This window comes from Jejuibacter sp. L23 (assembly GCF_050815825.1).
Lineage (GTDB): Bacteria > Pseudomonadota > Gammaproteobacteria > Enterobacterales > Enterobacteriaceae > Jejubacter > Jejubacter calystegiae.
Window position 1 is genome coordinate 679690 of sequence record NZ_CP138199.1, and the last position, 13289, is coordinate 692978.

12 protein-coding genes are annotated in these 13289 nt (G+C 56.0%); 8 read left to right on the plus strand and 4 right to left on the minus strand.

What is annotated here, in order from left to right:
- Positions 1-116 precede the first annotated feature (116 nt).
- The gene (locus SCU88_RS03160) at positions 117-812 is read left to right on the plus strand and encodes a hypothetical protein (protein ID WP_175340424.1); all 696 of its coding nucleotides are present in this window, start codon (positions 117-119) and stop codon (positions 810-812) included.
- Complete coding sequence (locus tag SCU88_RS03165) at positions 809-997, plus strand: hypothetical protein (protein ID WP_175340423.1); 189 nt, start codon at positions 809-811, stop codon at positions 995-997. Before SCU88_RS03160 ends, SCU88_RS03165 begins: the two co-directional genes overlap by 4 nt.
- Here the strand turns inward: SCU88_RS03165 and SCU88_RS03170 are convergent.
- Positions 984-1382 carry a hypothetical protein gene (locus SCU88_RS03170; RefSeq protein WP_175340422.1) on the minus strand — a complete coding sequence of 133 codons (399 nt, stop codon included), beginning with the start codon at positions 1380-1382 and terminating at the stop codon, positions 984-986. The genes SCU88_RS03165 and SCU88_RS03170 overlap by 14 nt on opposite strands.
- Positions 1383-1576: 194 nt before the next feature.
- Here SCU88_RS03170 and SCU88_RS03175 point away from each other — a divergent pair, with 194 nt between their 5' ends.
- The 6 genes from SCU88_RS03175 (at position 1577) to gss (ending at position 8892) form a co-directional block, all read left to right on the plus strand.
- The gene (locus SCU88_RS03175; protein WP_175340421.1) at positions 1577-2125 is read left to right on the plus strand and encodes a hypothetical protein; all 549 of its coding nucleotides are present in this window, start codon (positions 1577-1579) and stop codon (positions 2123-2125) included.
- A gap of 176 nt (positions 2126-2301) precedes the next feature.
- Complete coding sequence (locus SCU88_RS03180) at positions 2302-2799, plus strand: hypothetical protein (protein WP_138095581.1); 498 nt, start codon at positions 2302-2304, stop codon at positions 2797-2799.
- 318 nt (positions 2800-3117) lie between these two features.
- The gene (locus SCU88_RS03185) at positions 3118-4431 is read left to right on the plus strand and encodes an MFS transporter (protein ID WP_175340420.1); all 1314 of its coding nucleotides are present in this window, start codon (positions 3118-3120) and stop codon (positions 4429-4431) included.
- 9 nt (positions 4432-4440) lie between these two features.
- Positions 4441-5481, plus strand: coding sequence for a 4-hydroxythreonine-4-phosphate dehydrogenase PdxA (locus SCU88_RS03190; protein ID WP_175340419.1), 1041 nt, complete (start codon positions 4441-4443; stop codon positions 5479-5481).
- Positions 5482-5501: 20 nt separating this feature from the next.
- On the plus strand, positions 5502-6854 hold the full coding sequence (locus SCU88_RS03195; protein WP_175340418.1) for an amidohydrolase: 1353 nt from the start codon (positions 5502-5504) through the stop codon (positions 6852-6854).
- Between the two features lie 160 nt (positions 6855-7014).
- Positions 7015-8892 (plus strand): bifunctional glutathionylspermidine amidase/synthase, encoded by a 1878-nt coding sequence (gene gss / locus SCU88_RS03200; RefSeq protein WP_175340417.1) that lies wholly within the window; start codon positions 7015-7017, stop codon positions 8890-8892.
- Positions 8893-9188: 296 nt separating this feature from the next.
- On the opposite strand, the gene SCU88_RS03205 is transcribed toward gss, so the two are convergent.
- From SCU88_RS03205 to SCU88_RS03215, 3 genes are all read right to left on the minus strand, one after another.
- Positions 9189-9779 (minus strand): hypothetical protein, encoded by a 591-nt coding sequence (locus tag SCU88_RS03205; RefSeq protein WP_138095586.1) that lies wholly within the window; start codon positions 9777-9779, stop codon positions 9189-9191.
- Positions 9780-9907: 128 nt separating this feature from the next.
- Positions 9908-11557: a class I fumarate hydratase FumA gene (gene fumA / locus SCU88_RS03210; protein ID WP_175340416.1), complete on the minus strand. Its 1650-nt coding sequence runs from the start codon at positions 11555-11557 to the stop codon at positions 9908-9910.
- A gap of 52 nt (positions 11558-11609) precedes the next feature.
- Positions 11610-13118 carry a DASS family sodium-coupled anion symporter gene (locus tag SCU88_RS03215; protein ID WP_175340415.1) on the minus strand — a complete coding sequence of 503 codons (1509 nt, stop codon included), beginning with the start codon at positions 13116-13118 and terminating at the stop codon, positions 11610-11612.
- Positions 13119-13289: the final 171 nt, after the last annotated feature.

Genomic DNA, 13289 nt, shown 5'->3' on the forward strand with positions numbered 1-13289 from the left:
AAGGATAATAACGTAGAGGAACCATGTTTTTATAGATTTCATCAATCGACCTTGTTGAGCTATCCCGGATGCTTTACCATTTTAATCAAGTGTGATTGTTTTGTTAAGGGTGTGTGGTGTCGAATTCCTATTTAAAGCTTAAAATGCAGGCTGATAGAACTCTGGCAATGAATATCGAACAGGCTGTTGTCGAGGTAGGGAGAACTATTGCTGATACTGCACGAAATGTGCAGTCAGGGGCGCAGCGTGCCAGTTGGTACGCCTCATGTCTTGTTGATGATTACAAGAATGTATGTCAGCAACTCACAACAGAAGACACCCGTATGCTGCTTGCTGTAAGACAAGTCTATCAGCGAGATGATGTTGTTCTGGATATGGTTGAATTGTTTTTTAGAAAAGAGCTTAAGAAAATTAGTCCTCAAGGTCAGCAAAGTATTGGATATTCCATATCCGAAAAATTAGCCAGTCATGCCTCAGATAAAGCATCAAAAAAAGCATTATCTTTTTTGATAGCTAAAGTTATTACATCTTCTCATAGATTTAAACAATCGTATGTTAATATGATAAATAAAAGCAGTATGACAGCGGTTAACGTATTAAGCTTCTACGGTAAAATGCAAACAGCCGCAATGGCTGCAAGACGACTCCAGTTTGATGATCCAACTTACTATAATGAGCTTTACAACCAGAAAATAGAGCTGCTTTATTATATTATAGAGCCCGAAATGTCCAAGGTTATACGCCTGATAAAATCAGGCTCTTCAAATGAAGAGGAAATCATTTACTTGATGAATAAGATGTTGGCACAGTGAAAACAATCTTCAAGTGGCTGGTAGAGTGGTTCGGCCAGTCATTTTTCTACATGATACCTGTTATTGCCATCATTCTGGGCGGCGTTCTCTTTATGGCGCTGTTGCCCGAATATGGGTTCTGGCTGACCCTGGGCTGGGCTCTGATCGTCTGCGTGCTGTACGTCAGATACTCTAAGTGGGATTAGCCCGTTCCATATCACGTTTGCGACATGCCCTCACCAGCGCCTGATGCAGCTGCCCCACGGTCAGGTCGGTGATAACCGGCCGGGGAATGCCGCGTAGCCAGTCGATAAACCGGCAGATGCCGAGCAGGTCTAATCCTTCAGCGGTAAACAGATACTCGTTCTCTTTTAGCCCGAACGCGTTTCCCTCTTCATCAAAGAGCGACACTCCGAACCGGAGCTCTGCTTCTTCGATCAGCTCTGAACCATCGTCACCCGTAATTCCCAGATCCTTTTCCAGCCTGGTGTATTCATCAATAGCCGTTTTACGGTCCCCTGAACTATCACGTACACATTGAATAACCTCTTCCAGAGATGACTCAGGCCGTAAGTCATGGCGGTCGTTCATTGGCGTTTTCTCTTTATGTCGCGGTCTGTATGATGTTGATATTCTCCGCCGATGTCATGGAAGACAAGAAAAAGCGTGAGGGAAATCGTGGGTTTTATTTTTTGGCTGTCTGCCCTGAGTGGAACAATGGTCAGTAGCTCGGGTTTGCCATTGATAAAAAAAACCGGTTAAAAAAACGTCAATAAGGATTCTACATGCATTCCCCTGTCCGAAAACCCCTGATTAGTGCTCTGGCGGTGCTGATTATCGCTATGTTGGCGATAGCCATCCCGGGTCCTGCTACGGGCTACTGGGGCTGGTGCGGGCTGCTGCTTCAGGAGGGGCTGCTTATGGTGATGGGGATCGCCGCGCTCTGGGGAGGGTATCGCGTGCCAGGGATGGGGCGCTGGCGTAAAGCGGGTATGCTGCTGGTGGCCGTCGGTCTTTTGTTTGCCGGTTTGCTGCTGTCGATCGACACCCTGCGCGATATCCCTCATCTTCGCCATCCGGAATCCATTTTGCTGCGGGTGGAGCAGCTCAATACCGAACATCATCGCCGTGGGCCGGATGAGCGGGTGCTATTGGCAACCGGCATCGCGAACGATCGGTCGTATCAGTTTACGGTGGGGCGCTTTATCTTTATTGATGATGAACTGGCTCAACTACAGCCGGGTCAGGCTATCCGTATTCACTATTTGCCTTATTCCCGGGTCGTGATGAGCTACCAGATTCCGGATTACTCGGTAAGTGATTTATCCCAGTGAAATATCTTTTTTATAGCTGTTTGCGCTCTGTTTTATAGCGTGACATTCGCATGGCCAGCTGAAAGATAATCTGAAAATAGAAAGATTTGGAAATATTGACTTAATACCAGTGAAATATTGTGGAATTAATAGTCCTCGCAAATGATTTTCCTCAGTTTATTTCTCAGGTAAGGCTAATGAAAATATCTCTTCTTTTATGTTTCCTGCTGGTGTTTTCCGCAAACGCTGCGACCAAAACGGATGCAAAAACGCTGTTGATTGAGATTGAGTGGATGGGTGTCCAGTCAGTAATTGCCCGTCTGAATGAAAATCAGGGCAGTGAATGGCAATACGTGATGGAACAGGTAGGCAACGGTGATAGTCGCTGGCTTGACGTGGCCTCACGGCTGGCTCCCGGTACTAGTGGTAAGTTATCGGCGTCGCTCAGTTCTGCGGTGGCACTGGCTATTCCTCGTAATGCCATGGTCGTTCTGGAGATTATGACCAGCAAGTATGCGGCACTTAGCGAAGAGCAAATTTGTTCACTACCGTTTAATACCATGACGGAGCCGCAACTTAATCAGTATGTGGTTGACGCCATTCGTGCACTCTATAAAGCGCCATCGGGAAAGGCCTGTCTGGATACCATCGTCAATACTGTCGGCCAGTCAAACAGTTTTCACAAAAGTCATTAAGCCATTAGCCCATGTATATTTAATGCATGTCAGTCCCGGACATTTTTTTCTGAGCGACGGGGCTGGCATGTAATGAACATTTGAACTCCTGCCAAAACTTCGCCATTCATACATTTGCACAAAAACCGATTCCGCAACTTTTTTTACCGCGGGTTTGCCGGTTAATTGTGACCCACCTCTCTTTTAAACATGGTGAAATTTGATTTTGTGATAGCTCAGATGAACATTTAATAAACATTTGATCGTTGGTTCACGCGTTTCCGCCGGAAGTGTGCAGGCGACGGATTCTCGCTCAATACAAGGTGGGGGTTGCGTTTCATGAATCGGATTAATAATCAGGGCACTAAGGTGCTGGCGCTGTTCTGCGCGCTTTCGTTTCTGATGTATGTGGATCGGGTGAATCTTTCGGCGTCGGCGGCGCTAATCAAGCAGGAGATCGGGCTGGATAATACCGAACTGGGGATTATCTTCTCGGCGTTTGCCTATACCTATCTGGTGTTTCAAATTATCGGCGGCTGGTTTTGCGATCGCTTCGGCGCTAAACGCACCATTATTATCTGCGGCAGTATCTGGGTGGTGGCCACCATCTGTACCGGGCTGGTCGGTGGGTTTATGTCGCTGTTTCTCAGCCGCCTGCTGCTGGGCATTGGCGAAGGGGCGGCGCTGCCTTCCCAGGCCCGGGCCATTACCTTCTGGTTTAAGCGCGAAAAGCGCGGCTTTGTGCAGGGGCTGACCCATTCGTTTTCGCGGTTCGGTAACGCCGTTACGCCGTCGCTGGTGGCGCTGCTGGTGCTGGCTCATTCGTGGCGCTTCTCGTTTATCGCGCTCGGGGTGCTGACCGCCGTCTGGCTGCTGATGTGGGTGACCATCTTCCGCGACTCTCCCCACCAGTTCCCTGATATGAGTAAAGAGGAGCTGGCGCGCTATCCGCAGCCGGACCCGCAGGTGGAAGAGAAAGTGAAGGCGCCCACTCCCTGGAAGGCGCTGCTTAAGCGCATGGGGCCGACCATGGGGGTTTACTTCTGCTACGGCTGGACCGGCTGGCTGTTCTTCACCTGGCTACCGACCTTCTTTATGAACGGACGCGGTATGGATATTAAGGCGTCGGCGCTGTTTACCTCCGGCGTCTTCCTGTCCGGCGTGGTGGGCAACACCGTGGGCGGTATGCTGAGCGATGCTATCTACCGGCGCACCGGCAATGTAGTGGCCGCCCGGCGTAATGTGATCATTTTCAGCTTCTTTAGCGCGCTGCTGCTGCTGATACCGGTGATCTTTGCATCATCGGCCACCGTCATTACCGCCTGCCTGGCCGTGGCCTTCTTCTGCCTGGAACTGACCATTGGCCCCATCTGGGCCGTTCCCATGGATATCACCCCCAAACACGTGGGGATCGCCAGCGGCCTGATGAATGCCGGATCTGCGGTCGCGGGAATCATCTCTCCGATCCTGTTTGGGGTGATTATCGATCAAACCGGCAACTGGAGTCTGCCGTTCTACGGTTCGGTGGCGCTGCTGATGCTGGGCATTGCGCTCACCTTCTTTATGCGGCCGGATATCCCTCTGCAGGAGGCGCCTGCCCGCCATACCGCGCCGGAAAGCGATAAGCCTTCCGTCACCTCTTCACTACCCTAAGGAGTGATTATGTCGTTACCCGTTATTGCCATGGTGCTGGGCGACCCTGCAGGCGTAGGGCCGGAACTGGTCGCTAAGGTGCTGGCCCGCGACGAACTGCGCCGTCAGGCCCATTTTATCTTAATTGCCGATCGCGACGAGCTGGAAAAGGGGATGACCATTGCCAGTCAGCGTTTCCCGTACCGCGAAACTCAGGCACCGGAAAGCGAAACGATGCAGCCAGGTGAAGCGCTGCTGGTGCATCATCGCAGTAGCCATCCGGCGCCGTTCGAGTACGGCGTCGCCACCGAACAGAGCGGCGTCTATATTCTGGAAACCCTGCAACAGGCGCTGGCGCTGACCCAGGCGGGCATCGCTCAGGCTATCTGCTTTGCGCCGCTGAATAAGCAGGCCATGCATCTGGGGGGGCTACCGTTTAACGATGAGCTGCACTGGTTCGCGCATCAGCTTAACTGGCCGCATTTTTGCTGCGAGGTGAACGTGGTCGACGATGTCTGGGCCGGGCGGGCGACTTCCCATATTCCGTTCCGGGATATCGTCAGCAATCTGTCGGTCCAGGGGGTGCTGGATACCATTGCGCTGATGCACAACACCCTGCGTCAGGCGGGCTTTGCAGAGCCGCGTATTGCGGTACAGGCCCTGAATCCCCACGGCGGCGAAAACGGTCTGTTTGGCGATGAGGAGCAGACCATTATCCGTCCGGCCATGGCGCAGGCGCGTGAAAAGGGGATTGCGGTATTCGGGCCCTATCCCGGCGATACCACCTGGAAAGCCATGGAGGCGCAGAAGTTAAATGCGGTGGTGTCGATGTATCACGACCAGTTCGCCACTGCGTTGAAAATGCTGGGTTTTGAGCGCGGCGTCACGGTTCAGGGCGGTTTGCCTGTGCCAATTACCACCGCCAACCACGGTACCGCCTACAATATTTACGGTCAGAATCTGGCGACGCCATCGGCCTTTGAACAGGCCGTGCTGCTGGCGATTCGTATGGCGCAGGGAAGCGGCTCACAACCGCAGGGGGCATCGGCCGCTATTGCGGAACAACAATAATCACTATGTTTGAGGGACAGATGAAAACAGGAACAAGGTCGCTGTTATTTTCCGCCGTTATCGCCGCCAGTGCGTTTCAGGCATCGGCCCAGGTCGGGTCGGAAGACTGGGTCGCGGCGGCGGCTGAAGGCGTCGCGCCGCAGGTGATCGACTGGCGTCACCATATCCATCAGCATCCGGAACTGGGCAATCAGGAGGTGGAAACCGCGAAGCTGGTAGCTGAGCAGTTGCGCGCTTTCGGTATCGATGTGCGTACCGGGGTGGCGAAAACCGGCGTGGTGGGGGTGCTGAAGGGCGGTAAGCCCGGTCCGGTAATGGCGCTACGTGCCGATATGGACGCGCTGCCGGTGAAGGAGCAGACCGGTCTGCCGTTCGCAAGTCACGCCACCGCCACCTGGCAGGGGAAAAAGGTGGATGTCATGCACGCCTGCGGTCACGATGCCCATACCGCCATGCTGCTCGGCGCGGCTAAGGTGCTGGCCGAAAACCGCGATAAGATCGCCGGTACCGTGGTGTTCCTGTTCCAGCCTGCCGAAGAGGGCCAGAGCGATGTCGATCCTTACACCAGCGATAAGCCGCTCTCCTACGGCGCGAAGGGGATGATCGAAGAAGGAGCGCTGGATAATCCCAAAGTGGACGTGGTGTTCGGGCTGCATGTGATGTCCGGCTCGCCCACCGGGCAGCTCTCCTGGAAATCCGGCGCCATCCTGAACAGCGCCGACAGCTATCGCATCACCGTGACCGGCAAGCAGAGCCATGGCTCCATGCCCTGGGCCGGGGTGGATCCCATTACTACCGCCGCGCAGATAATCAACGGCATGCAGACGCTGGTCAGCCGCCGGGCGGATCTCACTCAGGGCATTGGCGTGGTCAGCGTCGGCAATATTCACGGCGGTACCGCGGGCAATATCATCCCCAATGAGGTGACGATGGAAGGCACCATCCGCTCCAACGCACCGGGCATTCGCGATACCCTGTTACAGTCGCTGCCGCCGCTGGCGGAAAATATCGCCAAAGCCAATCAGGCGCAGGCGAAGGTGACCATTGCCGACGGCGTACCGGTCACCATGAATGACGATGCGCTGACCCGGGCCATGGAGCCCAGCCTGAAAAAGGCCGCCAATAATAAGGTGGTGGTACTGAAGAGCAACGCCTCCCCCAGTGAGGATTTCTCGTACTACGCTGAAAAGGTGCCGGGGCTGTTCGTCTTCCTGGGGGCCACGCCGCCGGATCAGGATATGAGCAAGGCGGCCAGTAACCACAGTCCGCAGTTTATCGTGGACGATAACACCCTGGTGACCGGCGTGCGCACTCATCTGCGTTTCGTCATGGACTACCCGCAAACCCGTAGCAGCGCCGCGCCGGGCGCGTAAACGTTAAGCGGCCGGGTAGGGCCGGCCGCCGCTCTTCCCTTTTGCTACCGTCCCGCCGTCAGAGTGCTATGATATCTCTCTCTTCTTCATGGTTTGCCTGAGCGGTAAACAAAGGACCTTCCAGCGGCCCGCCCAGGTTCATGTTTTTAAGGTCACTCAGATGAGCGCAGGAACAAAAGATAGCGATGCCCCCTTTGGCACGCTGCTGGGCTATGCCCCCGGCGGCGTGGCGATTTACTCCTCTAATTACAGCAATCTGACGCCGGAGCAGCGCCGCGATAAGACGGCGTTTCACAGCTATATCGGCAACGAATATATGGGCCACAAGTGGCAGTGCGTGGAGTTTGCGCGCCGTTTCCTGTTTCTGACCTATGGCGCGGTGTTTACCGATGTCGGCATGGCCTGGGAGATCTTCTCGCTGCGCTTTTTGCGCGAGGTGGTTAACGACAATATTCTGCCGCTTCAGGCATTCGCCAATGGCGCCCGCCGTCCGCCAGAGGCCGGTTCGCTGCTGATCTGGGAACAGGGGGGCGAGTTCGATGAGACCGGCCATGTGGCGGTGATCACCCAACTGGTGGGCAATAAGGTGCGCATTGCCGAGCAGAATGTGATTCATCATCCGCTGCCCCCCGGCCAGCAGTGGACCCGTGAGCTGACGCTGGAGGTGGAGGACGGTCATTACCGCATCCGCGATACCTTCCACGACACCACCATTCTTGGCTGGATGATTCAGACCGACGATACCCGCTACAGCCTGCCTCAGCCGACGCTGGCGGCGCCGGAAATGGCGATTCACGGCGCGCGCCTGGAAAATCGCGGCCAGTTCGACGGCCCCTGGCTCAACGAGCAGGATCCGCTGCAGCGCGCTTACGTTTACGCCAACGGCCAGACCATCAATCAGGATCCGTACCACTACTACCAGATTTCCGAAAGCGCGGAGCAGGAGCTGATTAAGGCCACCAACGAAACGCACCTGATGTACCTGCACGCCACCGATAAGGTGCTGAAGGACGACAACCTGCTGGCGCTGTTCGATATTCCCAAAATCCTCTGGCCGCGTCTGCGGCTGTCGTGGCAGCGGCGGCGCCACCATATGATTACCGGTCGTCTGGATTTCTGTATGGACGAGCGCGGTCTGAAGGTTTACGAATACAATGCCGATTCCGCCTCCTGTCATACCGAAGCCGGACTGATTCTGGAGCAGTGGGCCAAAGCGGGCGGCTGCGCCACGGGCTTTAACCCGGCTCAGGGGCTGCTGGACGAACTGGCGGACGCCTGGCAGCACAGCCGGGCGCGCCCTTTTGTCCACATCATGCAGGACAAAGATCCGGAAGAGGATTATCACGCCCAGTTTATGCAGCGGGCGCTGGCGCAGGCCGGGTTCGAAAGCAAGATACTGTATGGTCTGGACGAACTGGGCTGGGACGCCACCGGCCAGCTTATCGACGGCGACGGGCGGCTGGTGAACTGCGTCTGGAAGACCTGGGCCTGGGAAACGGCGCTGGAGCAGGTGCGCGAAGTCAGTGAACAGGAGTATGCCGCGGTGCCGATTCGCACCGGCCATCCGCGCAACGAGGTGCGGCTGATCGACGTCCTGCTGCGCCCGGAGGTGCTGGTGTTCGAACCGCTGTGGACGGTGATTCCGGGCAACAAGGCGATCCTGCCGGTGCTCTGGTCGCTGTTCCCCCACCACCGCTATCTGCTGGATACCGACTTCGAAGTGAACAGCGAGCTGGCGAAGACCGGTTATGCGGTGAAGCCCATCTCCGGGCGCTGCGGCAGCAATATCGACCTGGTCAGCCGCCACGAGGAGCTACTGGATAAAACCAGCGGTAAGTTTAGCGACCGCAAAAATATCTATCAGCAGCTCTGGTGCCTGCCGAAGGTGGACGGCAAATATATTCAGGTCTGTACCTTCACCGTGGGCGGCAGCTATGGCGGCGCCTGCCTGCGCGGCGATACCTCGATGGTTATCAAGAAAGAGAGCGATATTGAGCCGCTGGTGGTGGTGAAGGATAGGGCGTTTCTTAGGGATTAACCGTATTATTTTCTGATGGATTATCAGCCGTTACCTGTTTGGGGTAGCGGCTTTTTTATGGTTTATCGGGGGTTAGCGTGAAGATGAAGTTAACGGTGGTTAACCAATCTGCAGCGCAGGAGAAGGTTCCGTTCACCGGCTGTGAATCAGCAGAGAAGCAGTGACTCAAAGTGAACGGAACAGCCCACCGCCTCATTATATTCTGCCGGTTTTTAGCTTCCGTTTTCGAACACTCCACGCTAATCCGCGATGAACCTTTTTTATGTGCTGACTTCTGCTGATTCAGCTGCCCGGCATCATGAGGTTTTATCCGCTACAGCCTCCATTCGCGCCGCCCGGCAGTACAGGCTGAATAACAACCCATCCATAAAACGCCGGGAGCGCATAATAACAAAGCAGCCGCCGACTAATGCACAGGCGAGCAGTGCAGTGATTATCCCGGAAGCTGAGTGGGGAAGGCCGAACCACTGTCCTGAAAGGGATTTGACCAATGAAAGTACGCTGACCAGCAGAGATAGCGTCATCAGCTTACGTACTATGTTAACGGCGCTGATAAAGCCTTTACTGATGAACCAGGTGGTTAGAACATTAGTGCCGGCAAATAGCATAGTGGCAGCTACCGCCATCACTAACGTGATGTGGGAAGGGAGTATCAACCACTGCGCGATGGTCTCGACGACGGGCAATAGTGCCAGAGAGAAGCTCACAATAAGCATCAGCATGCAGATAATCATGGGCAGGGCGAAGCTGAACAGGCCAACATTTAGCTGAATCTCCGCATTAATTTTCTCACTCACGGCCTGGCGTTGTTTGGCGCAAGCGTGTTTGATCTGGTGCTCCAGCTCCCGGCAGTGACGTAGCCGCGCTTTTAGTGACGAGTCGGGCATGATGTTTTTGAGGATGATGGGAAAGGCTTAAGTGTACCAACAAAAAAGCCAGGCTTTCGCCTGGCAAAACTTAGCAATGGTGCAAATCAAACTGCCAGTGCAAGGGTGAGTCTGAATAGCCGCCGTGGTTAGCGCTGCGCGCAGCCTGCGCACTGGCCGTTACGGATCTGCTGGAAGAAATCATTCCCTTTGTCATCCACCAGAATAAAGGCCGGAAAATCCTCCACTTCAATCTTCCAGATGGCCTCCATCCCCAGTTCCGGATACGCCACGCACTCCAGACTGCGGATGCTCTGCTGCGCCAGCACCGCCGCCGGACCGCCGATGCTGCCCAGGTAGAAGCCGCCGTGCTGGTGGCAGGCGTCGGTCACCTGCTGGCTGCGGTTGCCTTTGGCCAGCATCACCAGGCTGGCGCCGTGGGATTGCAGCAGGTCGACGTAGGCATCCATCCTGCCAGCGGTGGTGGGCCCCAGCGAGCCAGAAGCGTAGCCTTCCGGCGTTTTGGCGGGACCGGCGTAATAGATGGGGTGATCCTTCACGTACTGCGGCAGCGGTTCGCCGTTATCCAGCAGCGCTTTCAGCTTCGCATGGGCGATATCGCGAGCTACGATAATGGTGCCGTTCAGCGACAGACGGGTGGAAACCGGATACTGGCTTAGCTGGCGGCGGATGTCGTCCATCGGCTGGTTCAGGTCGATGCGCACCGCTTCTCCTTCGCCCTGCTGACGCAGGTGTGCCGGGATATACTGCCCCGGGTGTTGCTCCAGTTTTTCGATCCAGATTCCGTCGCGATTAATTTTGGCCTTAATATTACGGTCCGCCGAGCAGGAGACTCCCATACCGATGGGGCAGGAGGCGCCGTGACGCGGCAGGCGAATCACCCGGATATCGTGGGCGAAGTATTTACCGCCGAACTGGGCGCCGAGCCCCAGCTTTTGGGCTTCGAGCAGCAGTGCCTGCTCCAGCGCCCGATCGCGGAAGGCCTGGCCGTGTTCGTTACCCTCGTCAGGCAGCGCATCGTAGTATTTGGCCGAGGCCAGCTTCACGGTCTTGAGGGTGGATTCGGCCGAGGTGCCGCCAATCACAAAGGCGACGTGATAGGGCGGGCAGGCGGCAGTGCCCAAGGTTTTCATCTTCCCGACCAGGAAAGCCTTGAGTTTTTCCGGCGTCAGCAGCGCTTTGGTCTCCTGGTACAGGTACGTTTTGTTGGCCGAGCCGCCGCCCTTGGCGATGCACAGGAACTTGTACTCGTCGCCGTCCACGCTGTAGAGATCGATCTGCGCGGGAAGGTTGGTGCCGGTATTCACCTCGTTATACATATCCAGCGCCGCATTCTGGGAATAGCGCAGGTTATCTTCGGTATAGGTGTCGTACACCCCGCGGGTCAGCGCCTGCTCATCGCCGCCGCCGGTCCAGACCTGCTGGCCTTTCTTACCGACGATAATGGCGGTGCCGGTATCCTGGCAGGTGGGCAGTACCCCTTTGGCGGCGATCTCCGAATTACGCAGAAACTGCAGCGCCACGTATTTATCGTTTTCGCTGGCTTCGGGATCGTTCAGGATGGCGGCCACCTGCTGTTGATGGGCCGGACGCAGCATAAAGGCGGCGTCGTGGAAGGCCTGGCGGGCCAGCAGGGTCAGCGCCTGGGGGGCCACTTTCAGCACCGGCTTACCGTCAAATTCCGCCACGCTCACGTGGTCGCGGGTCAGCAGATAGTATTCGGTATCGTCCTTGCCTGGCGGGAAGGGGGGCTGATAGAAAAACGGTTTATTCGACATAGCTCTCTCACTGATATGGGCCGCCGTAAACGGGCGGCCTTAAAAGTACAAATCAGAACATCATGGACATCCACGGATAGCCGATGAGCAGCAGTGCCGCCAGGAAGATGGCGCCGAAAATGGTGCCCATCCGCCAGTAATCTTTGGCGGGCAGATAGCCGCTGCCGTAGTAGATAGGGCTGGGGCCGGTGCCGTAAGGGGTGATAATCCCCATTACCCCCAGCGAGGTGACCATCAGCAGGCAGAACACCTGCATATTGATGCCGGGAATGGTGGCGGCGATGGTCAGCATGGCTGGCAGTAGCGCCGTGGTGTGCGCCGTGGTGCTGGCGAACAGATAGTGCAGCAGATAGAAAGCCAGCAGCAGCACTATGGTGGCGGTGCCGGGCGAGATACCGCCCATCAGGGCGCCGCCCTCTTTGCCCAGCCAGCCGATAAAGCCGGTGCTGGAAAGGCCATCGGCCAGCGCCACCAGGGTGGCGAACCAGACGAAAGTATTCCAGGCCGCCTTATTGCCAGTGATATCACCCCACTGCAGGACCCCGGTCCACAGCATCAGACCGATGATCAGCAGGGCCGCCATGGCCGGTTCAATCCAACTGGTGGCGAAGATCCACATCGCCAGCGCGCAGCAGACAAACGCCAGCAGCAGGATCTCATTGCGCGACAGTTTGCCCAGCTTTTCCAGCTCGCGGGCGGCCCACAGCGGCACTTCGTTATTGACCTTAACTTCCGGCGGGTAGAACCAGTAAGCCAGCAGCGGCATGGTCAGTATCAGCAGTACCCCCAGCGGCAGAAAGGCCAGGAACCAGGTGCCCCAGGCGATATCGATACCGACAATGCTTTTCACCAGCGCCAGCGCCAGCAGGTTGGGGGCCAGCGCGGAAAGGAACATCGAGCTGGTGATACAGGCGGCGGTAATCGCCACCCACATCAGGTAGGAGCCGATACGGCGGGCGCTGGGGTCGTTGGGTTTAGAGCCGTACAGCGGCGGCAGGTTGGCGATAATCGGGTAGATGGTTCCGCCGCTGCGTGCCGTGTTGGAAGGGGTAAACGGCGCCAGTAGCAGGTCGGCCAGGGTAATGGCGTAACCCAGAGTCAGGCTGCGGCGCCCCAGATATTTCACCAGGATTAACGCCAGGCGGCGGCCGAAGTTGGTTTTGTCGTAGCCTGCGGCAAACATAAAGGCGCCGAAGATCAGCCAGACGGTGGAGTTGCCGAAGCCGCTGACCGCCCACTTAAAGGAGCTGGCGGCCATTTTAAAGCCCGGCGCCGCCACCTGTTCGGGGCTGAACAGCAGCCACTGGCTGCCAAGGGCGATGATCACCACGCCGGTCAGGCCGATAACGGCCCCGGGCAGCGGTTCGAAAATAAGCCCGACAATCACGCCGACGAAGATGGCGAAGTAGTGCCAGGCATGGGGAGGAAGCCCTTCCGGCACCGGGATGAAGAACAGCAGTAGCCCGACGATAAAGGGCAGTGCCATCATCACCAGGCGTTTGCCGTTGCCGCTGGTGATATTTCCCGCAGCGGCAGGCGGTATCGATGTTTTTGCGTTCATATGAAAGGTCTGTAAGTGGTTAAAAATTCGGTTATGCGACCAGATGCTATTGGGTTTTTTTAGTTATTTAACTTTCTTTAGTTTCTAAATGACAATAAATAAGAATCTGGCCCACGCTAATTCAGCGCCAAAAGCGCAGCGTTGAATTTAAATATTTGATGTCTCCATCAT

Coding starts and splice junctions, on each gene's coding strand:
- SCU88_RS03185 (WP_175340420.1), top strand. CDS start 3,118: ATGAATCGGATTAATAATCAGGGCACTAAGGTGCTGGCGCTGTTCTGC.
- SCU88_RS03175 (WP_175340421.1), top strand. CDS start 1,577: ATGCATTCCCCTGTCCGAAAACCCCTGATTAGTGCTCTGGCGGTGCTG.
- SCU88_RS03190 (WP_175340419.1), top strand. CDS start 4,441: ATGTCGTTACCCGTTATTGCCATGGTGCTGGGCGACCCTGCAGGCGTA.
- fumA (WP_175340416.1), bottom strand. CDS start 11,557: ATGTCGAATAAACCGTTTTTCTATCAGCCCCCCTTCCCGCCAGGCAAG.
- gss (WP_175340417.1), top strand. CDS start 7,015: ATGAGCGCAGGAACAAAAGATAGCGATGCCCCCTTTGGCACGCTGCTG.
- SCU88_RS03170 (WP_175340422.1), bottom strand. CDS start 1,382: ATGAACGACCGCCATGACTTACGGCCTGAGTCATCTCTGGAAGAGGTT.
- SCU88_RS03215 (WP_175340415.1), bottom strand. CDS start 13,118: ATGAACGCAAAAACATCGATACCGCCTGCCGCTGCGGGAAATATCACC.
- SCU88_RS03195 (WP_175340418.1), top strand. CDS start 5,502: ATGAAAACAGGAACAAGGTCGCTGTTATTTTCCGCCGTTATCGCCGCC.
- SCU88_RS03205 (WP_138095586.1), bottom strand. CDS start 9,779: ATGCCCGACTCGTCACTAAAAGCGCGGCTACGTCACTGCCGGGAGCTG.
- SCU88_RS03180 (WP_138095581.1), top strand. CDS start 2,302: ATGAAAATATCTCTTCTTTTATGTTTCCTGCTGGTGTTTTCCGCAAAC.